Source organism: Achromobacter sp. ACM04, from assembly GCF_014851465.1.
Taxonomy (GTDB): Bacteria; Pseudomonadota; Gammaproteobacteria; order Burkholderiales; family Burkholderiaceae_B; genus Achromobacter; species Achromobacter aegrifaciens.
On the sequence record NZ_JACUZS010000006.1, the window covers coordinates 143,141 to 165,078 of the forward strand.

Annotated in this window: 18 protein-coding genes and 1 tRNA gene; 10 read left to right on the forward strand and 9 right to left on the reverse strand. The window is 67.0% G+C overall.

Annotated features, from left to right (window positions below; genetic code table 11):
* Positions 1–30: 30 nt before the first annotated feature.
* From IB259_RS29050 to IB259_RS29060, 3 genes are all read right to left on the reverse strand, one after another.
* The gene (locus IB259_RS29050; protein WP_192330849.1) at positions 31–1,380 is read right to left on the reverse strand and encodes a heavy metal sensor histidine kinase; all 1,350 of its coding nucleotides are present in this window, start codon (positions 1,378–1,380) and stop codon (positions 31–33) included.
* Entirely contained in the window at positions 1,380–2,069 is a 690-nt protein-coding gene (locus tag IB259_RS29055; RefSeq protein ID WP_054453490.1) for a heavy metal response regulator transcription factor, read from the reverse strand. The genes IB259_RS29050 and IB259_RS29055 overlap by 1 nt, the downstream gene beginning before the upstream one ends.
* A gap of 152 nt (positions 2,070–2,221) precedes the next feature.
* The gene (locus IB259_RS29060; RefSeq protein ID WP_119449588.1) at positions 2,222–2,563 is read right to left on the reverse strand and encodes a DUF4148 domain-containing protein; all 342 of its coding nucleotides are present in this window, start codon (positions 2,561–2,563) and stop codon (positions 2,222–2,224) included.
* Between the two features lie 227 nt (positions 2,564–2,790).
* Here IB259_RS29060 and IB259_RS29065 point away from each other — a divergent pair, with 227 nt between their 5' ends.
* From IB259_RS29065 to IB259_RS29085, 5 genes are read left to right on the forward strand one after another with little or no spacing between them, the layout of a single operon-like run.
* Entirely contained in the window at positions 2,791–4,053 is a 1,263-nt protein-coding gene (locus IB259_RS29065; protein WP_119449589.1) for a TolC family protein, read from the forward strand.
* 15 nt (positions 4,054–4,068) lie between these two features.
* On the forward strand, positions 4,069–5,253 hold the full coding sequence (locus tag IB259_RS29070; RefSeq protein ID WP_192330851.1) for an efflux RND transporter periplasmic adaptor subunit: 1,185 nt from the start codon (positions 4,069–4,071) through the stop codon (positions 5,251–5,253).
* Between the two features lie 13 nt (positions 5,254–5,266).
* A complete protein-coding gene (locus IB259_RS29075; protein ID WP_192330853.1) occupies positions 5,267–8,437 on the forward strand; it encodes a CusA/CzcA family heavy metal efflux RND transporter in 3,171 nt (1,056 codons plus the stop codon).
* A gap of 21 nt (positions 8,438–8,458) precedes the next feature.
* Positions 8,459–9,484: a glycosyltransferase family 2 protein gene (locus IB259_RS29080; RefSeq protein WP_054453482.1), complete on the forward strand. Its 1,026-nt coding sequence runs from the start codon at positions 8,459–8,461 to the stop codon at positions 9,482–9,484.
* Positions 9,475–11,025: a glycosyltransferase family 39 protein gene (locus IB259_RS29085; RefSeq protein ID WP_192330855.1), complete on the forward strand. Its 1,551-nt coding sequence runs from the start codon at positions 9,475–9,477 to the stop codon at positions 11,023–11,025. Before IB259_RS29080 ends, IB259_RS29085 begins: the two co-directional genes overlap by 10 nt.
* On the opposite strand, the gene ggt is transcribed toward IB259_RS29085, so the two are convergent.
* Both ggt and IB259_RS29095 read right to left on the reverse strand, forming a co-directional pair.
* Positions 10,974–12,569 carry a gamma-glutamyltransferase gene (gene ggt / locus IB259_RS29090; protein WP_054453480.1) on the reverse strand — a complete coding sequence of 532 codons (1,596 nt, stop codon included), beginning with the start codon at positions 12,567–12,569 and terminating at the stop codon, positions 10,974–10,976. The two genes, IB259_RS29085 and ggt, sit on opposite strands and share 52 nt — an antisense overlap.
* Before the next feature lie 25 nt (positions 12,570–12,594).
* Positions 12,595–13,569 carry a tripartite tricarboxylate transporter substrate binding protein gene (locus tag IB259_RS29095; RefSeq protein WP_054453478.1) on the reverse strand — a complete coding sequence of 325 codons (975 nt, stop codon included), beginning with the start codon at positions 13,567–13,569 and terminating at the stop codon, positions 12,595–12,597.
* Positions 13,570–13,743: 174 nt separating this feature from the next.
* On the opposite strand from IB259_RS29095, the gene IB259_RS29100 reads away from it, so the two are divergent.
* Together IB259_RS29100 and IB259_RS29105 are read left to right on the forward strand one after the other, a co-directional pair.
* Positions 13,744–14,400, forward strand: coding sequence for a GntR family transcriptional regulator (locus tag IB259_RS29100; RefSeq protein WP_013395291.1), 657 nt, complete (start codon positions 13,744–13,746; stop codon positions 14,398–14,400).
* A 52-nt stretch (positions 14,401–14,452) separates the two neighbouring features.
* Positions 14,453–14,941 carry a cupin domain-containing protein gene (locus IB259_RS29105; RefSeq protein WP_175161657.1) on the forward strand — a complete coding sequence of 163 codons (489 nt, stop codon included), beginning with the start codon at positions 14,453–14,455 and terminating at the stop codon, positions 14,939–14,941.
* On the opposite strand, the gene IB259_RS29110 is transcribed toward IB259_RS29105, so the two are convergent.
* Entirely contained in the window at positions 14,938–15,822 is an 885-nt protein-coding gene (locus IB259_RS29110) for a DMT family transporter (RefSeq protein WP_119449606.1), read from the reverse strand. The genes IB259_RS29105 and IB259_RS29110 overlap by 4 nt on opposite strands.
* 272 nt (positions 15,823–16,094) lie before the next feature.
* Between IB259_RS29110 and IB259_RS29115 the strand changes: the two genes are divergently transcribed.
* Positions 16,095–17,357 (forward strand): MFS transporter, encoded by a 1,263-nt coding sequence (locus tag IB259_RS29115; protein WP_192330857.1) that lies wholly within the window; start codon positions 16,095–16,097, stop codon positions 17,355–17,357.
* Positions 17,358–17,439: 82 nt separating this feature from the next.
* Here IB259_RS29115 and IB259_RS29120 read toward each other — a convergent pair whose 3' ends face one another.
* The gene (locus IB259_RS29120; protein ID WP_119449596.1) at positions 17,440–18,312 is read right to left on the reverse strand and encodes an NAD(P)-dependent oxidoreductase; all 873 of its coding nucleotides are present in this window, start codon (positions 18,310–18,312) and stop codon (positions 17,440–17,442) included.
* Positions 18,313–18,471: 159 nt separating this feature from the next.
* On the opposite strand from IB259_RS29120, the gene IB259_RS29125 reads away from it, so the two are divergent.
* Positions 18,472–18,900 (forward strand): PaaI family thioesterase, encoded by a 429-nt coding sequence (locus IB259_RS29125; RefSeq protein WP_054453468.1) that lies wholly within the window; start codon positions 18,472–18,474, stop codon positions 18,898–18,900.
* A gap of 13 nt (positions 18,901–18,913) precedes the next feature.
* On the opposite strand, the gene cls is transcribed toward IB259_RS29125, so the two are convergent.
* Positions 18,914–20,371 carry a cardiolipin synthase gene (cls, locus tag IB259_RS29130; RefSeq protein ID WP_175161679.1) on the reverse strand — a complete coding sequence of 486 codons (1,458 nt, stop codon included), beginning with the start codon at positions 20,369–20,371 and terminating at the stop codon, positions 18,914–18,916.
* Between the two features lie 184 nt (positions 20,372–20,555).
* On the opposite strand from cls, the gene IB259_RS29135 reads away from it, so the two are divergent.
* A tRNA-His gene (locus IB259_RS29135) sits at positions 20,556–20,631 on the forward strand.
* A gap of 188 nt (positions 20,632–20,819) precedes the next feature.
* Here IB259_RS29135 and IB259_RS29140 read toward each other — a convergent pair.
* Positions 20,820–21,911: a S24 family peptidase gene (locus tag IB259_RS29140; RefSeq protein WP_192330859.1), complete on the reverse strand. Its 1,092-nt coding sequence runs from the start codon at positions 21,909–21,911 to the stop codon at positions 20,820–20,822.
* Positions 21,912–21,938 lie beyond the last annotated feature (27 nt).

Below are 21,938 nucleotides of genomic sequence, written 5' to 3' on the forward strand. Positions count from 1 at the left end.
GTCCATGCCCGGGCGCTTCCACAGCGCCAATCAGGTTTCTGTACTGTCGGCCGCCGCGATGCTGAAGCCTATGGTGGTGGTCCGGTTGGCCGATCTGGCGTAGCTGCGGCCGCCGTGCATGCGGGCGATGGCGGCGACGATGGCCAATCCCAGTCCATGATGATTGGCATCGAACTCGCGCGAGCTGTCGCTGCGGTAGAAGCGGTAGAAAAGCCGTGGCAGATGTTCTTCCGGTATGGGCTCGCCGGTGTTGCGCACGGCGATCAGGATTTCGCCAGCGTCGCCGCGGGAGATATCGACCTCGATCACGCTGCCGGGAGCGGCATAGCGCACCGCGTTCGAGACCAGGTTCGACACGGCGCGCTGGAACAGTGCGCGATCGACCTGGGCCGACGCATCGCCCACCACCGCGATATCGACCCCCGCGTCCAGGGCCTCGGCCTCGTGGTATTGCGTCACCTCCTGGACGATGGCGGCCAGGCTGGCCTGCCAGCTGCCCCGGGCCTGCGCGCCGCGGTCGGCCTGCGACAGGAACAGCATGTCGTTGACGATGCTGGAGAGGCGCTGCAGTTCTTCCAGGTTGGAACCCAGCGTTTCGCGCAAGGCCTGCGGCGACGGGCGCGTGCTCAGCGCCAGCTCGGTCTCGCCAATCAGCGTTGCGAGTGGCGTGCGCATCTCGTGGGCCACGTCGGCATTGAATCCCTCCATCTGCACGTAGGCGCGCTCCAGCCGCTGCAGCACGGCGTTGAACTGGCGCACCAGGGGCCGGATCTCGCAGGGCTGGCCGCTTTCGTCGAGCCGTTCGCCGATGCGGTCCGGGGCTAGCTGCGCGGCCTGCTTGCCCAGCGCGTCCAGCGGCGCCAGCCCTCTGCGCACCAGCAGGGTTCCGACCGCCGCCACGACGATGGCGCCGGCCAGGGCGCAGGCGAACAAGGTCCAGGCCAGCGCCTTGCGCAGGAGGATATCGCTGGAGATGTCCAGCACCAGTTCGGCGTTCATGGCGTCGCCGGGCGCGCCGGGGAAGGGCAGCGTGAAAGCGATGCGCCGCTCATGCTTGAAGTCGTTGTCGCCGGCGATGGGGCTGCCGTAATAGACCTTTTCGCCGTCGATCTCCAACACCAGCGAGAAGTCGGGGCGGCCATAGAAGAAGTCGCTGAGCTTGTGGCGCAAGCGGGTGGAGTCCTGGCTGGCGGCGTTTTCCTCGACCAGGTGCCGTACGACCTCGACCTTCTGCTGCAGCAAGGCTTCCTGGCGGCTGGCCAGGTTGAGGTTGGTCGCGTAATAGACCACCGCGCATACCAGGCCGAGCGCGATGAAAGTCTGGATCGCCAGCCAGCGCGACAGCCAGCGGTGCAGCGATTTGGGGCGCTGCCCGGGCATCAGTCGCTCCGCGGTTCCAGCACGTAGCCCATGCCGCGCACGGTGTGCAGCAGTTTCTTGTCGAAGGGTTCGTCGACCTTGCCGCGCAGGCGGCGGATCGCGACTTCGACCACGTTGGTGTTGCTGTTGAAGTTGATGTCCCACACCTGTTCGGCCAGCTCCAGCCGCGACAGGACTTCGCCTTGCTTGCGCATCAGCAGGGCCAGCAGGGTGAATTCCTTGGCGGTCAGGTCCAGCCGCACGCCGTCGCGGCTGGCGCGCCGGCGCAGCAGGTCCAGTTCCAGCCCGTCGATGCGCAGCACGTTCTGGGCGATGGTCTCGGTCTGGCCGTGGCCGCTGCGCCGGCCCAGCGCCAGCACGCGGGCCAGCAGTTCCGACAAGGCGAAAGGCTTGGCCAGGTAGTCGTCGGCCCCGTCGCGCAGGCCCTTGACGCGGTCTTCGAGCTTGTCGCGCGCGGTCAGCATCAGGACGGGGACGCGGCTGGTCTTGCGGATCTCGGCCAGCACCGAAAAGCCGTCCATGGCGGGCAGCATCACGTCCAGCAGGACCAGGTCGTACTGGCTTTCACGCACCAGATGCAGTCCGGTGACGCCGTCCTGGGCCACGTCGACCACGTAGTTGTGTTCGGTCAGCGCTCGCCGCAAGTACTCGGCGAGTTTTTTTTCGTCTTCGATTACGAGTACTTTCATGTCAGCGGAAATAAAAAGAGTGCGCGGAAGTCCTCGGATGCTGCGTCTATTCTAGGCGGAATCGTTCTGGGGAATAAACGCAAACAGGGCGGCCCAGCCGCCCTGCGCAGCGCCGGCGGGCACGCGGGGCGCGTGCGCCACGGGCCCGGCGCTCAGCCCGGGGTGTAGATCTCGTCCAGGCGGGCGCGTTCGGCCGGCGTCATGGCTTCCAGCTCCGCCATCGCGTCGGCGCGGGTACGGGAGGTGCCCTGCTTGGCCCAGCCCGGCTTGGCGGCGTTCAGATTGGTCAGAAACCACTGCTTCGGGTCGGACTTGGCCACGGCCAATTCGGTCTTCACCTCGTCGCGCGTCTTGCCGCTGACGGCGTGGTCCGGCGCGATGGCGTAGCCGATCTCCGTGTTGGTCTGGTGCCAGGTGCTCGATGCGCTGGCGGCAAAAGGAAGGGCCAGGGCGGAACCCAAGGCGAGGGCAGCGGTAACGGTTTTGGTCTTCATGGATATCTCCCAGGTTGAGCGCGGCGCCGATCGCGGTGTTGCGTCAGGCGCATACACGCTGTTTGTGTAGCGACGGTGACACTCTACGGACCCATGCCCGTCAATTCGCCGACGCCCTGATTACGTTTTCGTAAGGCCGCGAACCTTACGGAAATGTCATTTTTCTGTCGCTCGATTGACGAACCCGTCTGGATACATTGCCGGCTCGCCCCTTTCCTGGTTGAACCATGCATGTATCCGCTATGCCGCTGATCCTGGCGGCCTCGATGATCGCCGCGTCTGCTGCCGCATCCGCGCAGAACGCGGGCGCAGCCCGAACTTCCGTACCCACGGCGCAGAGCGAGAACGGCGCCGTGCTGACGCTGGAGCGCGCCCTGGCCGCGGCGCTCGAACGCAATCCCGGGTTTGCCGCGGCGAAGAACGAGGCCGCGGCGAGCGAGGGCCTGCTCACGCAGGCGGGCGTGCTGCCTAACCCTTCCATCGACGTGAGCGTGGACGACACGCAATCGGCCACGCGCACCACCACCGCCATGTTGAACGTCCCGCTGGAAACCGGCGGCAAGCGCGCCGCGCGGGTCAAGGCGGCTGAGCTGTCCAGGGACATGGCGCGCCAGGGCGTCGCGGACACGCGGGCCGGCCTGCGCGCGGCAGTCATCGCGGCCTATTTCGATGTGGCGGTGGCGCAGGAGTCCGTGCGCGTGACGCGCGGCACCGTGGATATCGCCAGCGGCGCCTTGCGGCTGGCGGAGAGGCGCGTGGCCGCGGGCAAGGCGCCGCCACTGGAGGGCAGCAAGGCCCAGGTCGCGTTGGCCAACGCGCGCATCGAGGCGCGCGCGGCCGAGGCTGCGCTGCTGGGCGCACGCCGCAAGCTCGGCCTGCTGTGGGGCGAAGCAGAGCCGGGTTTTGCCAGCGTGGGCGCGGATCTGAACGCATTGCCGGAACGGGCGTCGATAGACGAGTTGCGGGCAGGCCTGGCCGCATCGCCCAGGATGCAGGGCGGCAAGCTTGCCGTCGACCTGGGGCAGGCACAGCTGGAAGTCGAGAAGAGCAAGCGCTATCCCGACATCACGCTGAGCGCCGGCGTGGCCCGCGACAACGAAGCGGGCCGCGACAAGGCCCAGCTTGGCGTGTCCATTCCGCTGCCGATCTTCGACCGCAACCAGGGCAATGTCTACGCCGCCACCATGCAGGCCTACAAGGCGCAGGACCAATACCGCGAGCTGGAATCCGGCCTGATGGGAGAACTGTTGCAGGCCGTGACCCGATTCGATCTGGCAGCGGGTTCCGCGCGCGAGTATCGGAGCGCCGTGCTGCCGGGGGCCACCCAGGCCTATGAGGCTGCGCGCAAAGGCTTCGAGGCGGGGAAGTTCGGCTTCCTGGAAGTGCTGGACGCGCAGCGCACCCTCTCCGACGGAAACATCGCCTACCTGACGGTGCTGGCATCCGTGTACCAGGCTTCCGCGGATATAGACCGCATTCTCGGACGTTGAAACGAGCATAAGAAAATGGCAAAGCACAAGAGCAAGCAACCCCCCAAGATGTGGACCGCGGCCGGCCTGTGCGCGGCGCTGCTGTTGGCGTCCGTGTATCCGGCGCAGGCGGCAGGCGAGGAGGAGCACGGACATGCCGAGACCGGGCAGGGCGAGCAGGCCGAGAAGGAACAGGAAAAAATCGCGCTCACGCCCGAGCAGATCGCGGTGGCCGGCATCAAGTCCGAGGTCGCTGCGCCCGCCGTGCTGGCGACATCGGCGCAGTTCCCCGGCGAGATCAAGTTCAATGCGGACCGGACCGCGCACGTGGTGCCGCGCATGGCCGGCGTGGTGCAAAGCGTGTCGGCCGACCTGGGCCAGCAGGTCAAGAAGGGCGAACTGCTGGCCGTCTTGTCCAGCTCGGCGCTGTCCGAGTTGCGCAGCGAATGGCTGGCGGCGGCCAAGCGGCGCGACCTGGCCGCCCAGACCCACAGGCGCGAACTGCGCCTGTGGCAGGAAAAGGTATCAGCGGAACAGGACTACCAAGCGGCCCGCACCGCGCTGCAGGAGGCGGAAATCGCCGTGCAGAACGCGGAGCAGAAATTGCGCACCGTGGGCGCCGAGCCGCGCTCCAAGGACCTGGGCAGCCTGGAGATCCGCGCGCCCTTTGACGGCGTGGTGGTGGAAAAGCACATCGCACTGGGCGAAGCCTTGCCCGACAACGCCAGCATCTTCACCTTGTCGGACCTGCGCACCGTCTGGGCCGAATTCGTGATCGCGCCCAAGGATTTGCAGGATGTACGCGTAGGCGAAGCGGCCAGCGTGAGCTCCGCCGCGTTCGCCGGCAGGGCCGAGGGCACGGTCTCGTACATCGGCTCGTTGCTGGGGCAGCAGACGCGCACGGCCACTGCGCGCGTCACGCTGGAGAATCCGGACATGGCCTGGCGTCCAGGGCTTTTCGTTTCCGTCGACGTGGTCACGCGGATGTCGGACGCCGCGGTGACGGTAGCGGCCGACGCGGTCCAGACCATCGACAATCAGCCTGCCGTGTTCGTGGAGGCGCCCGGCGGCTTTGTGGTGCAGCCGGTGAAGCTGGGCAAGGCTTCGAATGACCGGGTAGAGGTGCTGTCGGGGCTTGCCCCCGGTACGCGCTATGCCGTCGAGAACACCTTCGTCCTCAAGTCGGAGCTGGGCAAGGCCGGCGCCGAGCACGCACACTGAGCCGGGGCGGAACATGTTTGAACGCTTGATCCGTTTCGCCATTGAGCAGCGCTGGCTGGTGCTGTTCGTCACCCTGGGCATGGCCGCCATCGGCGTCTACAACTATTCCCGGCTCGCCATCGACGCGGTGCCGGACATCACCAACGTCCAGGTCCAGATCAATGCCGGGGCGCCTGGGTACTCGCCGCTGGAGACCGAGCAGCGCATCACCTATCCGATAGAGACGGTGATGGCCGGCCTGCCGGGGTTGCAGCAGACGCGCTCGCTATCGCGCTACGGCCTGTCGCAGGTGACCGTCATCTTCAAGGACGGCACCGACATCTATTTCGCCCGCCAGCTGGTGAACCAGCGCCTGCAGGAAGCGAAGGAAAACCTGCCCGAAGGCGTGACGCCCATGATGGGGCCGATATCCTCGGGCCTGGGCGAGATCTACTTGTGGACGGTGGAGGCGCAGGACGATGCCAGGAAACCCGACGGCACGCCCTACACCCCCATGGACCTGCGCGAGATCCAGGACTGGATCATCAAGCCGCAGCTGCGCAATATTCCCGGGGTCACCGAGATCAACGCCATCGGCGGCTATGCCAAGGAGTACCAGGTAGCGCCCAGCACCGAGAAGCTGGCCTCCTACGGCCTGGCGCTGACCGACATCATGGCCGCGCTGGACAGGAACAACGCCAACACCGGTGCGGGCTACATCGAACGCAAGGGGGAGCAGTACCTGATCCGGGCGCCCGGGCAGGTCCGGTCCATGGACGACATCCGCGACGTGGTGCTGGCAACCGTGGAGGGCCAGGCGATCCGGATACGCGACGTGGCCGAGGTGTCCATCGGGCGCGAGCTGCGCACGGGGGCGGCGACCAGCAACGGCGAGGAAGTGGTGCTGGGCACGGTGTTCATGCTGATAGGCGAGAACAGCCGCGCGGTGTCCCAAGCCGTGTCCGTCAAGCTGGAAGCCATCAATAAATCGCTGCCGGCGGGCGTGCAGGCGGTGACGGTCTACGACCGCACCACCCTGATCGACAAGGCCATCGCCACCGTCAAGAAGAACCTGCTGGAAGGCGCGGCGCTGGTCATCGTCATCCTGTTCGTGTTCCTGGGGAACATCCGCGCGGCGCTGATCACGGCGATGATCATCCCGCTGTCCATGCTGTTTACCTTCACCGGCATGGTGACCTACAAGGTCAGCGCCAACCTGATGAGCCTGGGCGCGCTGGACTTCGGCATCATCGTCGACGGCGCGGTCGTCATCGTGGAGAACTGCGTGCGGCGCCTGAGCCACGCGCGGGCGCACCATGGCAGGCCGCTCACGCGCAGCGAACGCTTCCACGAGGTGTTCGCGGCCGCGCGCGAGGCCCGCAGGCCGCTGCTGTTCGGCCAGTTGATCATCATGGTCGTGTACCTGCCGATCTTCGCCCTGAGCGGGGTGGAAGGACGCATGTTCCATCCCATGGCGCTGACCGTGGTGCTGGCGCTGCTGGGGGCGATGATCCTGTCCGTGACCTTCGTGCCGGCCGCCGTGGCGCTATTCATGGGGAACAACGTCTCCGAAAAGGAGAATCGCCTGATGGCCTGGGCCAAGCGCCGCTACGAGCCCCTGCTCGACGTCGCGCTGCGCCGCACGCCGCTGATCCTGGCGGGAGCAACCGTCTTGGTGGTGTTGAGCGGGGTGCTGGCGGCGCGCATGGGCAGCGAGTTCATCCCCAACCTGAACGAAGGCGACATGGCGATCCAGGCGCTGCGGATCCCGGGCACCAGCCTCACGCAGTCAGTCGAGATGCAGAAGCAACTGGAGACCAGGCTGAAGCAGAAGTTCCCGGAGATCGAGCGCGTGTTCGCCCGCACCGGCACCGCGGAGATCGCCTCCGATGCCATGCCGCCCAGCATTTCCGACGGCTACATCATGCTCAAGCCGATGGACCAGTGGCCCAGCCCCAGGAAGACCCGCGCCGAACTGCTGGCGGCGATCCAGGAGGAAGCCAGCCAGGTTCCCGGCAGCAACTATGAGTTCTCCCAGCCCATCCAGCTGCGCTTCAACGAGCTGATCTCGGGCGTGCGCAGCGACGTGGCGGTGAAGGTGTTCGGCGATGACAACGACGTGCTGAATCGTACGGCAGCAGAGATCGCCGAGGTCTTGCAGACGATACCGGGCGCTTCGGAAGTGAAAGTCGAGCAGACCACCGGGCTGCCGATGCTGACGGTCAACATCGACCGCGCCCGCGCCGCGCGTTACGGGCTGAGCATGGCGGACGTGCAGGACACGCTGGCCATCGCCGTGGGCGGTCGAGAGGCGGGGACCTTTTTTCAGGGAGACCGGCGCTTCGACATCGTGGTGCGTCTGCCCGAAACCGTGCGCGAGAACCTGTCCGCGTTGAAGAAGCTGCCCATTGCCCTGCCCAGGCAGGACGGGCAGGTGCAGGCCGCCTACATCCCGCTGAGCGAGGTCGCCACCTTCGATCTGGCGCCGGGCCCCAACCAGATCTCGCGCGAGGACGGCAAGCGCCGCATCGTGGTCAGCGCCAACGTGCGCGGCCGCGACCTGGGCACGTTCGTGTCCGAGGCCACCGCGGCCATCGGGCAAAAGGTGCAGGTGCCGGCGGGCTACTGGACCTCCTGGGGCGGCACCTTCGAGCAGTTGCAATCCGCGGCCAAGCGCCTGCAGATCGTGGTGCCGGCGGCGCTGGTGCTGGTGTTCGCGTTGTTGTTCGCGATGTTCGGCAACGTCAAGGACGGGCTGCTGGTGTTCACCGGCATCCCCTTCGCACTGACCGGCGGCGTGATCGCCTTGTGGATGCGCGGCATACCGTTGTCCATAACCGCCGCGGTGGGCTTCATCGCGCTGTGCGGCGTGGCGGTGCTGAACGGCCTGGTGATGCTGTCGTTCATCAGCGGCCTGCGCGTGGAAGGCAAGTCCGTGGCCGAGGCCGTGCGTATCGGGGCGCTGACGCGCCTGCGTCCGGTGCTGATGACGGCGCTGGTGGCCTCGCTGGGCTTCGTGCCGATGGCGATCGCCACCGGCACGGGCGCCGAGGTCCAGCGTCCGCTGGCCACCGTGGTGATCGGCGGCATCATCTCTTCCACCATCCTCACGCTGCTGGTACTGCCGGCCCTTTACCGCCTGGCGCACAGGAACGACGACGCCGACGAACTTGAACTGTCGAAACCGGCCTTGGCCCGGGAGTAGGTCCGTTACGGAGGCGATCCGATGAATGCCAGACCCGATCTCGATATCGCTGTGCTGGGCGCAATCAGCCCGATACAGCTATCCGTCATCATTCCATTCCTCAACGAAATGGAGGTGCTGCCGGCCTGCCACGAACGCCTGCGGCGGGTCTTGAAGACGTTGAGGCTGTCCTACGAGATCGTGTTCGTCGACGACGGCAGCAGCGACGGCAGCGCCGAATACCTGCAGGCCCTGCTGCGCGAGGAACGCGGCATCAAGCTGGTCAGGCTGAGCCGGAATTTCGGCAAGGAGGCCGCGATGACAGCAGGGATAGAACATGCGGCCGGAGCCGCGGTCATCATGCTGGATGCCGATCTGCAGGATCCGCCCGAGGCCATCCCCGCCATGGTGCGGGCCTGGAAAGAGGGCGCCGACGTCGTCAGCATGCGGCGGCGCAGCCGCGCGGGGGAAAGCGTCCTGAAGCGGCTTTCCGCCTATGCCTACTACAGGCTGCTGAGCCGCTTGAGCAAGGCCGCGATCCCGCCCGACACCGGCGATTTCCGGCTGATGAGCCGGCGCGCCGTGACGGCTTTGCTGCAGCTGCCCGAACGGTGCCGCTACATGAAGGGCCTGTACGCCTGGGTGGGCATGCCGACCCGGATCATCGATTACGACCGCGAGCCCCGCGCCGCTGGCGTCACCAAATGGAGCTACCTGGCGCTGTTCCGCCTGGCCATGGAAGGCATCACCTCGTTCTCCACCGCGCCCCTGCGCTGGGCGACGGGGCTGGGGGCGGCCGCGGCCCTGGGCGGCGCGGTCTTCGGCGCCGCCATCATCTTCAAGACCTTGATGTTCGGCGATGACGTCGCCGGCTATCCCTCGCTGATGGCGATGATGACCTTCATGGGCGGCGTGCAACTCATCACCATCGGTCTGTTGGGCGAGTACGTGGGCAAGACCTATATGGAAAGCAAGCAGCGGCCGGTCTATCTGGTGCGCGACGTGCAGCACAGCGGAGCGGCGGGCATGGCGGCATCGGGCCATGGGAGGGATGCGGCTTGCAGCTGAGCGCGCGGACCATGGCCGCCGGGCTGGCGGCGATACTGGGCGTGCGCCTCTTGGCGATGGTCCTGGTGCCATTCGCCGACACGTCCGAGCCACGCTATGCGGAGATCGCCAGGCTGATGGCGGAAACGGGCGACTGGATCACGCCCTGGTTCGCACCGGGCGTGCCGTTCTGGGGCAAGCCCCCATTGGGGTTCTGGGCCGAGGCGCTGTCGATCCGGTTGCTGGGGCTGAGCGAATTCAGCATCAGGCTGCCGTCGCTGCTGGCCACGGCGGCGACGCTTGCCGTTCTTCATGCGCTGGGGCGCCGCCTGTTTACGCTACAGGCCGCCAGATGGACCGTGCTGGTGTACGCATCCATGTTCCTGCCCCTGGTCGCGGCCGGGGCAGTGTTGACCGATCCGTTCCTTGCCCTGGGCGTCACGCTGAGCATGGCGTCATTCATCCTGGCGCGCGGGCCGGCGGCGGGGTTCTGGCGCTACGGATTTTTCCTGGGACTGGCGATCGGCCTGTTGTCCAAGGGACCGCTGGCCGTGGTGTTGGTGGCGGGCGCCATCGTGCCCTGGATGCTCTGGCATGGGAACGTCCGGGCCAGCCTGCGGCGCCTGCCATGGGCAGCGGGAAGCATGATGACGGCGGTCCTGGCGCTGCCCTGGTACGTGGCGGCGGAGATCAAGACGCCGGGCTTCATCCAATACTTCATCGTAGGCGAGCACTTCCTGCGCTTCGTGGATCCGGGCTGGACCGGGGATCTCTACGGCTCGGCGCACAGCCGACCCTACGGCGCCATCTGGCTGGACGGGATTGTGGCGTCGTTGCCATGGGGAGTGTTTGGCGTCTGGCTGCTTGCCCGACGCTGGCGCGGGCCGGTGCGGCGGGCCGGCAGATGGCTGCGCCGGCCACGCTGGACCTATCTGTTGGCCTGGGGCGCGGCCACGCCGCTCTTCTTCACCCTGTCGGGCAACATCCTGTGGACCTACGCGTTGCCGGCCTTGCCGCCGCTGGCCTTGGCGATAGGCGCATGCCTGAGCCGCGCCCGCGCCCTGGCGCCAGCCCGCGTGGCGACGGCCTGCATGGCGTTGGGGCCGATTGCGGTGATTGTTTTCTGCGGCTTGCTGCTGGCCAAGCCGGAGCGGCTCAAAACGGAAAAACACCTTGTCGCCCGGGCCGACGCGCTGATGGCGCCCGGCGAAAAGCTCTACTTCGTCGACAGCGTGCCGTTCTCGGCGCGCTACTACTCGCGGGGCGCGGCCGCACGGGTGCCGCTGGAAGGCTTGGAGACCGTATTGCCCAAGGACGGCAGGGTATTCCTGGCAGTGGAAAAAGCGGATCTGCGGCGGGTGCGCGAGCAGACGGGCGTGGAGCTTGAGCCGGTCTACAGCAGCCGGCGCTACGTCTTGGTGATCGCCGGCACGCCGGCAGATCGCCGCCGGAGGCCGGCGGCGATGGCTTTATCGTCAAGGGCCGGGCCTGGATCCGGGCCCGGCCAGACTCAGAAGCCGACGGCCTGGCCGTCGCGGCGCGAGTCTGACGCCGCCACGTAGCCGCCTTGCGGCAGGCGGCAGATCAGCTGCGCCGAACCGAATTCCAGGCTGTCGGCGGGCGCCACGGCGACGTTGTGGCCGCGTGCGCGCAGCGCGTCGACCACGTCCGCCGGCAAGTGCGATTCCACATTGACCACCGGGCCTTTTTCCACGCGGAAGCGCGGCGCGTCGCTCATGGCCTGCGGGTTCTGGCCGAACGCCGCCAGGCGCGTGACCATTTGCAGATGGCCCTGGGCCTGCATCGATCCGCCCATCACGCCGAACGACATCAGCGGCTGGCCGCCGCGCGTGACGAAGGCGGGGATGATGGTGTGCATCGGCTTCTTGCGCGGCGCGACCTGATTGGCGTGGCCGGGCGTCAACACGAAGTTCAGGCCGCGGTTGTGCAGGCTGATGCCGGTGTCGGGCACCACCACGCCGGAACCGAAGCCGTGGTAGTTGGACTGGATGAAGGACACCATGGTGCCGCTGGCGTCGGCCGCCGTCAGGTACACGGTGCCGCCGGTGGCGGGCGTGCCCGCGACCGGCACGCTGGCGCGGTCCATGGAAATCTGGCGCGCGCGCTCGGCCAGGTAGCTGCGGTCCAGCAGGGCGGCGGCGCTGGTGCGCATGTGGCGCGGATCGGCGACGTGGTGGTGCAGGTCCGCGAAGGCCAGCTTCATCGCTTCGATGCTGACGTGGTAGTAGTCCGCGCTGTCGCGGCCCATGCTTTCCAGGTCGAACTGTTCCAACATGCCCAGCGCCATCAGCGCCGAGATGCCCTGGCCGCTGGGCGGGATCTCGTGCAGTTCGTAGCCGCGGAACGATTGCGAGATCGGCGTGACCCATTCGGGACGGTGCTCCGCCAGGTCCTCGGCACTGAGCGCGCCGCCGGTCTGGCGCGCGAAGTCGGCGATCTTGCGGGCGAGCTCGCCGCGGTAGAAGCTCTCGCCGCCGCTTTCGGCGATGGCGCGTAGCGTCTTGCCCTGCGCGGGAAAGCGCCACCATTCGCCGGCCTGCGGCGCACGGCCCTCGGGCAGGAAGGCGGCGGCAAAGCCTGGCTCCTGCGCCAGCTTGGGCGCTTGCGTGGCCCACTGGCGGGCGATGGTGGGCGATACCGCAAACCCTTCCTCGGCATAGGCGATGGCGGGTTCGAACAACTGCGCGAAAGGCAGCTTGCCGAAGCGCTCCGACAGCGCCTTCCATCCCGCGACCTGGCCCGGCACGGTCACCGTGCCCCAGCCGGTGCCGGGCATGGCGTCGCGGCCGGCGAAGTACTCCGGCGTCCACGCGGCGGGCGCGCAGCCGCTGGAGTTCAGGCCATGCAGCTGGCCGTCATGCCAGACCAGCGCGAACATGTCGCCGCCGATGCCGTTCATGACGGGTTCGACCACCGTCAGCGCGATGGCGGTGGCGATGGCGCTGTCCACGGCGTTGCCCCCGGCCAGCAGCATGCGCAGCCCGGCTTGGGCCGCCAGCGGCTGGCTGGTGGCGACCGCGTTGGCGGCCAGGACAGGCATCTTCCGGGATGCGTAGGGGAAAGACCAATCGAAGGGTAAGGACATGGAAACGGGGAACTCGTAGTGAAAATTACTGCGGCGTGATGCCGGCCTGATCGATCAGCTGCTTGGTGCGCGGGATTTCGGCCTTGATGAAGGCGGCGAATTCCTCGCGGCTGCCGCCGCGGGGCTCCGCGCCGGCTTCCGCGAGCTTACTGCGCAGCGCCGGATCGGCAAGCACTTTGTTGACGGCGCGGTTGAGCTTGTCGAGCACCGGAGCGGGCGTGCCTTCGGGCGCGACCAGACCGTACCACGGCGCGATGTCGTAGCCGGCGTAGCCCTGTTCCGCGATCGTGGGAATCTCGGGCGCCAGCGCCGAGCGCTTGGCGTTGGACATGCCCAGCGCCAGCAGCGCGCCGCTCTTGGCCTGGGGCAGGCCGGTCATGATGGTGTCGAAGTACATCGAGACCTGGCCGCTGAGCAGCGCGGGGATGGCTTCGCCGGCGCCCTTGTACGGCACGTGCAGGATGTCGATGCCGGCCACGGACTTGAGCATTTCGCCCGCCATGTGCGAAGTCGTGCCGGTGCCGAACGAGGCGTAGGTCAGTTTGCCCGGGTTGGCGCGGGCGTAGGCCACCATTTCCGGCAAGGTCTTGAACGGCTGCGACGGATTGGCCAGCAGGATGTTGGGGGTGTACGCCACCATGGATACCAGCGCGAAGGCGTCGGGGTCGTAGGACAGGCGCTTTTGCAGGAAGCGGTTGGTCACGATGGCGGCGGGGCCGCCCATCAACAGCGTGTAGCCGTCGGGCGTTGCGCGTGCCACCGAAGCGCTGCCGATAGCAGCCGCGGCGCCCGGACGGGCTTCGACGACGAAGGGCTGGCCCAGTTCCGTCGACAGCGCGGCGCCCAGCTGGCGCGAAATCAGGTCGGTGGCGGAACCGGCCTGGAAGGGCACGACGATGCGCACCGGATGCTGCGGCCAGTCGGTCGCCTGGGCGCCCGCTTGGGCGGCAAAGGCCACGGCGGCGGCGCCTGCCAGCGCCCGGATGAAACGAAACTTCATGAATTCCCCTTGATCGCGTTATGGAGTGCGTGCAGGGATTAGACGCAAGCGGGCGCTGCAAGACCATTAGGATTTGCATCCATGGATCACTGGATCCAATTTGTGTTATTTTTGCGGTTATCTATCATGGCGGCTTTCGTGGGCCTATCCGTCGGCCCTAGCCCCGGGACTCCAATGCTGCAATTCCAAAAGACAGCCATCAGCGCCGAAGACGAGGCCTACCTGCATCTGCAGCGCGAAATCCGCCTGGGCCGCTACGCGCCCGGCCAGCGCCTGGTGCCCGAGGTGGTCGCGGCCGAAATCGGTACCAGCCGCATGCCGGTACGCGGCGCGCTGCGCCGGCTGGCCTCGGAAGGATTGGTCGAGATCCGCGCCAACCGCGGCGCGGTGGTGCGCGGCCTGAATCAGCAGGAAATGCTGGAAGTGTTCGAAATGCGGTCCGTGCTGGAAGGCCTGGCCATGCGTAACGCGGTGCTGCACATGGGCGCCGAGCACATCCGCCGCCTGTCGCTGCTGCTGGAACAGCTGGAGCAGGGGCCGGGCGAACACCTGGACTGGATCACCGCGCATCGCGAATTCCACGAATACCTGTGCAGCTTCTGCCAGCAGCCGCGCCTGCTGCGCCAGATCTCGGAGCTGCATTCCGTCGTCGAGCCCTATATGCGCCTGTGGGTGGCCCAGCCCGGCCGCGTCCTGCGCGTGCGCGAATCGCACCAGGAATTGATCGCCGCGTTGCAGACGCGCGACCCGGCGCGTTGCGAAGCGGCCATGCGCCAGCATGTGCTGAACACGGTGCCCGCCCTGCAGGCGTTTCTGGAGCAGGCGGCCTAGGACGCGCGGCTTTGTTCTAGACTGGCGCCATCCTCTACGCGCCCGTCCCGCCATGACCGCATCCGCCGATCTCATCCGCCGCCTGGACCTGCTGCCGCACCCCGAAGGCGGCTACTACCGCGAAACCTATCGCGCCGCCGATGCCGTGACGCGCGGCGACGGCGCGCGCCGCTCGGCCAGCACCGCCATCTATTACCTGCTATGCGACGGCGCCTGGTCGACCTGGCACCGCATCCGGTCCGACGAACTCTGGCATTTCCATGCGGGCGGCGCGCTGCTAGTCCACGTGCTGGCGCCGGACGGCGCTTACCGCTGCTTGCGGCTGGGCGACGCGCTGAAGGACCCTGAGGCCGCGTTCCAGGCGGTCGTGCCGGCCGGCAGTTGGTTCGCGGCAGAATTGGCCGACCCCGCCGGCTATGCGCTGGCCGGCTGCACGGTGGCGCCTGGCTTCGAGTTCAGCGAGTTCGAGTTGGCCGACGCCGCCGACCTGCAACGGCTGTACCCCGCGCAGGCCGGGGTGATCGCGCGCCTGGCCCGCTAGTCGGCGCCCTGTGCTTGCGGTTTTTTCCTGCGGGTGAACTTGGCCTCGCTTGCCAGTACGCCCGCCACGATCAGGCCGGCGCCTACCAACGCCAGCGCCGGGAGCCGGTCGCCGGCCAGGCGTCCCACGATGCCGCCCCACACAGGCTCGCCGGCATAGATGACGGTGGCCCGGGTTGGAGACACCGACTTCTGCGCCCAGTTCATGGTCAGCTGGATGATGGCACTGGCCAGTCCCAGGCCGATGGCCGCGCCCGCCCACAGCCATGAGAATTCGGGCACCGCTTCGCCCATCACGGGCATCAGCGCGAACGACACCAGGCCTGCCGTCAACAACTGCACGAAGGTGACGCGGCGGCTGTCGACCTTCTTGGCATAGTGGCCGATCAGGATGATCTCCGCGGCGATCGCCGCGGCTCCGGCAAGCGTGGCCGCTTCGCCCACGCTGAAATTCAGCGCGCCCGCCTGCGGACCCGCCAGCAGGATCAGGCCCGCGAAGGCCAGCGCCACACCCACCCAGCTCATCAGGCCTGGCGGCTTCTTCAGCACGGCCCATTGCAGCAGCGGCACGATGGGCACGTACATCGCCGTGATGAAGGCGGACTGGCTGCTGGTGATGGTCTGCAAGCCGTAGGTCTGCAGGAAGTAGCCCAGGAACAGGGCGCAGCCGATGGCGATGCCGGCGCCGACCTCCTGGCGGGTGATCGCAGCCATGTGCTTGCGGAACATCAGCAGCGCCATCAGGCCGGCGATGGTGAAACGCACGCCCACGAAGAACAGCGGTCCGCTGTGCTGCATGGCGATGTGGATGATGAGGAAGGTGCTGCCCCACAGCATGGTGACCAGCACCAGCGCGATTTCCTGGCGGGACAGGGCGAACATCGAGGTCTTGGACTTCACGGTCTGCTTCGGGCGCGACGAAATGGCGAGCACTATACAGCGCTTCGGTGACCGCTCACCGAACAGATTCCCGGATTCCGGGCGGAGCAGACATATAGCCAGGAGTAATATGACGCGTCCGGCGTCGTCAGGCCGCCGGAGACGACAAGCCGGTGCACGCCTCGTTCTTCCCGCTCCCGCCGCGCCTTTTTGGGCGGCGCTGGCGAACCTGGGCGCGCCAAGCGGCCACAAGAAGATATCGAGGAGAAGCGCAAGTGGAGAAGCAAGAGTCGGGCGGCTGGTATTTCGGCTGGAACATCGTAGGCGCCGCTACGGTACTCACCCTGTTGACGGTCGGCCTGCGCATGGGGGTCGGGCCATTCTTCCTGCCCATCGCCGACGCCCTGGGCTTCACGCGCAGTACGCTGTCCGGCATCGTCGCGATCGGCATGCTCTGCTATGGGCTGGCCATGCCGGTAGCGGGTTATCTGGTCGGCACGCGCGGCACCCGCTTCGTGCTGCTGACCGGCACCGCCATCGTCGTGTTGTCGATCATCTGGACGGTCTACGCGCGCGGCCCCATCGAATTCCTGCTGTCCTTCGGCGTGGCGCTGTCCATCGGCCTGGGCTTCACCAGCCCGGTAGCGTTGACGCCGGTGATCAGCCGCTGGTTCACGCGCCAGCGCGGCATGGCGCTGTTCTTCCTGTCCACCGGTTCCATGGCCGGCATCGCGCTGATGACGCCGACCCTGACCTTCGCGATCTCGGCCGTGGGCTGGCAGGAAGCGCTGCTGGGCTTCGCCGCGCTGTTCGCGCTGCTGACCGTGCCGATGGCGCTCTTCGTCATGCGCGATGAAGCGCCCGAGCACACCGACCTGCTGCCGCACCAGATCATCGACAAGGCGGGACCGGCCAAAGCTGCGGCGAAGCAGCCGGCGCCCAATGTGCGCGCGGCGCTGAACTCGCTGCCGTTCTGGCAGGTGGCGCTGGGCCTGTTCGCCTGTGGTTTCAGCATGAACCTGCTGGGCACGCACGGCGTGCCCATGCTGATGGACCATGGCTTTGACGCCACCACCAGTTCGCTGGGCATCGGCCTGATCGGCCTGGTCGCCATCTTCAGCACCCTGGTGCTGGGGCGCATGTCCGACCAGGTCGAACGGCGCGCCATCCTGGCCGCGATCTATCTGGTGCGCGGGCTGGGTTTCTTCGCGCTGGTCATGGTGGGGGCGCATTGGGAACTGTACGCAGCGGCCACCCTGGGCGGCATCGCGTGGGCTGGCAGCATCGCCCTGTCGTCGGCCATTCTTGCGGACGTCTACGGCGTGCGGCTGGTGGGCGTGCTTTACGGACTGGTCTACCTGGGCCACCAGGTCGGCGGCATGATCAGCTCATGGCTGGGCGGCTGGGCCTACGAGACCTTCGGTACGCATTGGGTGGCCTTCGGGGCAGCGGGCGCGCTGCTGTTGGCGGCGGCCCTGATTTCCTTGCGCCTGCCGGCGCGGGGCCTGCCGCGCGCGGTAGCGGTGGCCGGCCGTTGATCCCCGCGGACTGTGGGCGATGCCGTCCGCAGCGTTTGCCATCGCATCCGTGACGCCGGATGCGATGGTCTCCAGGACCGTCCTAGCGGTCCTTCAACAGCGATACCAGTTCCGGCACGTAGCGGTCGCCGCCGCCCTGAGTGACGGCCTGGTCGAACGTGTGCTGCACGGCCGCGCCGATTTCCCGTACCGCGCCCGTTTCCGCGGCCATGGTGTTGTAGTAGGACAAATCCTTCTGCGCATTCGACATGAAGAACCGCAGCGAGGACGGATCCTGTTCCAGCAGGTAAGGCTTGATGCGTTCCAGTGCCACGCCGCCGCCGCCGCCCTTGGCCAGCACGTCGGCGAACACCGCCGGATCGATCTCCGCGCGCAGCGCGCAAGCTGCGGCTTCCGACAGCAGCGCGACCACGCCCAGCGACACGTAGTTGTGCAGCAACTTCATGCGATGGCCGGCGCCGATCGGGCCGGCGTGCGTGATGTTCTCGGCGAAGCAGGCCAGCAGCGGCTTGCATTCCTCGAACAGCGCGGCGTCGCCGCCCACCAGCAGATTGAGCCGGCCCTCGGCGGCTTCCTTGGGGGTGCGCGTCATCGGCGCATCGAGGAAGCGGCCGCCGGATTCCGTCACGGCCTGCGCCACCTTGACGGTGGAAGAGGGGATCGCCGTCGAGCAATCGATGATGACCGTACCGGGACGCAAGCCCGCCAGCACGCCTCCCTCGGACAGCAGCACGGCCTCGACCTGCGGGCTGCCGGTAACGCAGAGGATGATCACGTCAGACTGGGCCGCCAGCGTGGCGCCATCGGTCACGCTGGTTGCGCCCGCGGCCTTCAGCGCGTCCAGGGGCTGATTGCCCGGGTGCTCAAGCACGGTCAGCGCGTGCCCGTGCTTGACCAGATTGCTTGCAATGCCATGGCCCATGAGGCCGATACCAACCATGCCGACTTTCGCCATCTTCCACTGCTCCTGCCATGTAGGGGTTTGTTATGGCGTAAATCTTACTCTGACTTGCGGATCGTCCGCGCCGCGATCACAGGTCTGCGGATAGCGGTGCCGGCAGCAGACTTCTTTGCGATACTCGAGGTATTCCGCGTGAAAAAACCAGGCTTGAGCATGACAGACTCCATTCCTTCCGGTTTCGCGCCTTGGCGCCCCAGCAGCCCCTTCATGGAACATCTGGCCGACCTCGGCGCGCTCTACAAGCGCGATGCCGATTGCGTCCTGGCCCTGCGCGTGGGGATGGCGCACACCAATATGCACGCCATCGCCCACGGCGGCCTGCTCGCCACGCTGGCCGACAGCGCGCTGGGCCATACCATCGCCGAGCAGGCGCAGGCCTCGGTGGTCACGGTGCAGATGTCGGTGGAATACCTGAATCCGGTCAAGCCCGGGGACTGGCTCGAAGCCCATGTCCGCATCGACAAGCAGGGCCGCCGTCTGATCTACGCCACCTGCCTGCTGCAGGTCGAAGGCCGCGTCATGCTCAAGGCCAACGCGGTCTTCGCGGTGCGCGCCGCGCCCGCGCCGGCTTCCGACGGTTGAGCTTCCTGCGGGTCTACAAGTAAGGCGTAGCCAGCCAGATCACCTTGTTGCGCAGGCGCTTGGCGAACGGCGCGCGCAGCAGGTTCTCCAGCGTCTCGCGCTGGCCCTGCGCGATCAAGCCGTCGACCCGTGCGCCGATCCAGCGCGCCACGCCGGGGTCGTAGATTTCAGTATCCAGCTCGAAGTTCAGCCGCAGGCTGCGCGGATCCAGGTTGGACGAACCCACATAGGCCCACGCGTCGTCCACCGTCATCAGCTTGGAGTGGTCGAACGCGCCATGCGAACGCCAGACCCGGCAGCCCGTGCGCACCACCTGGTCCAGCTGGGCCGTCATCGCGTAGTCCACCAGCCGCAGGTTGTTCTTCCCGGGAATCACGATGTCCACCACCACGCCGCGCCGCGCGGCCGTGGCCAGCGCGCCGATCAGCGTCTGGTCCGGCAGGAAGTAGGGCGACTGGATGCGCACGTGGCGCTGCGCCACCGCCAGCGCGCCCAGCAGCATATTGTGCGTGCTGCCCAGCGCGCGGTCCGGGCCGGACGGCACGCAGCGCATCGGCACGTCGCCCGTCGGCGGCAAGGCCTCGGGATCGAACCAGGGCCTGGCCGGCAGCGATTCGTGCGTCGTGAAGTTCCAATCGTGCGCAAACACCGACATCAGCTGCGTCACGATCGGTCCTTCCACCCGGAAGTGCGTATCGCGGTTGGTGCCATCGCCCGCCAGCGCGCTGACGAAGGCCGCGCGCACGTTCATCCCTCCGGTAAAGCCCAGGCGTCCGTCCACCACCAGCACCTTGCGGTGGCTGCGCAGGTTGGCATAGGGCATGCGCAGTACGCCCAGCGGATTGGTCATGAAGCGCGCCACTGGCACCCCGCCGCGCGACAGCATGCGCACGATGGGCGGCCGCGAATACTTGGAACCGATGGCGTCGATCAGCACCCGCACCTCGACCCCGCGCTCGCGCGCCTCGATCAGCGCCTGCGCCATCTCCCGCCCGATCGCGTCGTTGTCGAAGATATAGCTCTGCATCGCCACCGCGTGGCGCGCTTCGCGGATCGCCTGCAGCATCGCCGGATAGGCCTCGTCACCGCCGGCCAGCGGCCGCACCGCGTTGCCGCCCAGCAGGCGGAAGCGGCTGACGCGGTCGCCCAGCACCTTCAGCGACGCGAACTGCTGGCCCGAGATCGGCGCCACGTCCACCGGCGCGGTCTCGACCTGCTCCGCATCCACCACCATCGCCTCATCGCGCTGCTGCGACAGCCGCGTCTTGCGGATCCGGTTGATGCCCGCCACGAAATAGAACAACGCGCCGAACAGCGGCGAAAACAGCGCCACCCCCACCCAGCCTATGGCCGCCCGCACGTCCTGTTTGGTCATCGCGGCATGCACCGCCGCGCCCGTTCCGGCCACGATGCTGATGGCAAACACCAGATGGGGCCAGTAATCGATCAAGATTGCGTGTATGCGGTCCATGGCGATGGCGTAAGCGCGGCCTCCGTAGATGATCAATGGCGAAGGATAGCAAGGTGGCCCGCGCTGGCAAGTGGGCCGGCGGGGCCGGTTTCACACGGATTAAAAAAACGTGCTAGAATTCGGCCTCTTCGTTGTTGAGCAGCTTTCAAAAGCAGCGCGGCAAGGAAGAAAAGCAGTATCAGAGGTGGCTGTAGCTCAGTTGGTAGAGTCCCGGATTGTGATTCCGGTTGTCGTGGGTTCGAGCCCCATCAGCCACCCCAAAGAATTCAATGAAGATAAGGCACTTTCGCGAAAGCGAAGTGCCTTTTTTCATTTGCTGGCGCTTTACGCTTTCGGCGCATCTTGCGCTTCGCTTGCTCCGCAAGCGCGGGCTGAATTCCAGTCAAGAAAAAGCCATCCGGAGATGGCTTCTACGACTACCCGCAAGGCGAGGCCCCGAGACTTTCCATCACTCAGCCCGCCACCGCCCCGCCTCATCATCCCGCAACCTTGCCCCCGCCCACACAACCCGCCCCAGCACCCGCACCGATGCCCCGTTCTCCAGCGGTATGTCATCGTGCAAGGAATTGAACGACCGCGCCACCCATTGCCCGGTTAGCCGTTCCCGGGCCACCGTCTTCACGATCATCTTGCCGTCGTAGTTGATGGCATAGACCCCGCCGGCGGCGATGTCCTGCAGCGTCAGGCTTTCGTTGGGGACCACCAGCAACGCAGCGCCGTCGCGGATGACGGGCTCCATGCTGTCGCCCTTCGCATACACCACGCGGCCTCGGCCGTTGTCCGCGCCTACCGACCTGAGGAAAGACTTGCGGAACTGGATCATGCCGGTCTGTTCTTCGGCATGGTTTTCGATGGGGTCGCCCGCAGCCAGGCGCACGTCGGACAGTTCCGGGACCTTCTCGAATCTGTCGTTGGCCGCGGGCGGTTCACCCACGCCCACATTGGCGACCACGCCTTTCTGGGTGCTGATCCGGACCCTGCCTTCGCGTTCGGTCTGGCGCGTGGTCTTGCCGCCTTCCCAGGGCGCTGCAGGCAGGCCATCGATGCGCATGGGGAACTCGTCTCGGGACAAGTAGGTGTCCACCAGCGAGTCGCTGCGCAGGACCGTCGGCATTTGTGGCGCGGCGGTAGCAGGGGAGACGTCAATCCCCAGCTTCAATTGCGCGATTGCCAACGCAATCGCGCCCTGCAATTTGTTCAGCTGATCCGGGGGCAATGCCCGCACCTGTTCTTCCGGGATGCCGGGGAAGGGCCACGGAGGGGGCGCCGGCACCGCTGCGGCCAGGGATCCATCGCTCGCAGGCAGTTTCGGGGCGGTGCCGTCATATAGCCATTGCGCGTTCACGCGCAGCAGCGGGGCGACCTTGATGCAGGTCGCCATATCCATGCCGTTGGACCCATTGAACCAATGCGTCGCCGCGCCGGAAGAGGCGCCGGCTGCCTTCCATAGGTCTGTCTTGGTAAGGCGCGGTTCGGCCGCGTCCGCACGACGGGCCGCTTCCTCGTTGAACGCCTGTGTGATTCGCTTCTGAAAGGTCATCTTAGGATGCTAAACAAAAACAATCTT

Bases quoted from the DNA above. Each gene is read 5' to 3' on its own strand.
- IB259_RS29070 (WP_192330851.1), top strand. From the start codon at position 4,069: ATGGCAAAGCACAAGAGCAAGCAACCCCCCAAGATGTGGACCGCGGCC.
- IB259_RS29060 (WP_119449588.1), bottom strand. From the start codon at position 2,563: ATGAAGACCAAAACCGTTACCGCTGCCCTCGCCTTGGGTTCCGCCCTG.
- IB259_RS29075 (WP_192330853.1), top strand. From the start codon at position 5,267: ATGTTTGAACGCTTGATCCGTTTCGCCATTGAGCAGCGCTGGCTGGTG.
- IB259_RS29065 (WP_119449589.1), top strand. From the start codon at position 2,791: ATGCATGTATCCGCTATGCCGCTGATCCTGGCGGCCTCGATGATCGCC.
- IB259_RS29080 (WP_054453482.1), top strand. From the start codon at position 8,459: ATGAATGCCAGACCCGATCTCGATATCGCTGTGCTGGGCGCAATCAGC.
- IB259_RS29050 (WP_192330849.1), bottom strand. From the start codon at position 1,380: ATGCCCGGGCAGCGCCCCAAATCGCTGCACCGCTGGCTGTCGCGCTGG.
- IB259_RS29095 (WP_054453478.1), bottom strand. From the start codon at position 13,569: ATGAAGTTTCGTTTCATCCGGGCGCTGGCAGGCGCCGCCGCCGTGGCC.
- IB259_RS29110 (WP_119449606.1), bottom strand. From the start codon at position 15,822: ATGTTCGCCCTGTCCCGCCAGGAAATCGCGCTGGTGCTGGTCACCATG.
- IB259_RS29105 (WP_175161657.1), top strand. From the start codon at position 14,453: ATGACCGCATCCGCCGATCTCATCCGCCGCCTGGACCTGCTGCCGCAC.
- IB259_RS29055 (WP_054453490.1), bottom strand. From the start codon at position 2,069: ATGAAAGTACTCGTAATCGAAGACGAAAAAAAACTCGCCGAGTACTTG.
- ggt (WP_054453480.1), bottom strand. From the start codon at position 12,569: ATGTCCTTACCCTTCGATTGGTCTTTCCCCTACGCATCCCGGAAGATG.
- cls (WP_175161679.1), bottom strand. From the start codon at position 20,371: ATGGACCGCATACACGCAATCTTGATCGATTACTGGCCCCATCTGGTG.
- IB259_RS29125 (WP_054453468.1), top strand. From the start codon at position 18,472: ATGACAGACTCCATTCCTTCCGGTTTCGCGCCTTGGCGCCCCAGCAGC.
- IB259_RS29140 (WP_192330859.1), bottom strand. From the start codon at position 21,911: ATGACCTTTCAGAAGCGAATCACACAGGCGTTCAACGAGGAAGCGGCC.
- IB259_RS29100 (WP_013395291.1), top strand. From the start codon at position 13,744: ATGCTGCAATTCCAAAAGACAGCCATCAGCGCCGAAGACGAGGCCTAC.
- IB259_RS29120 (WP_119449596.1), bottom strand. From the start codon at position 18,312: ATGGCGAAAGTCGGCATGGTTGGTATCGGCCTCATGGGCCATGGCATT.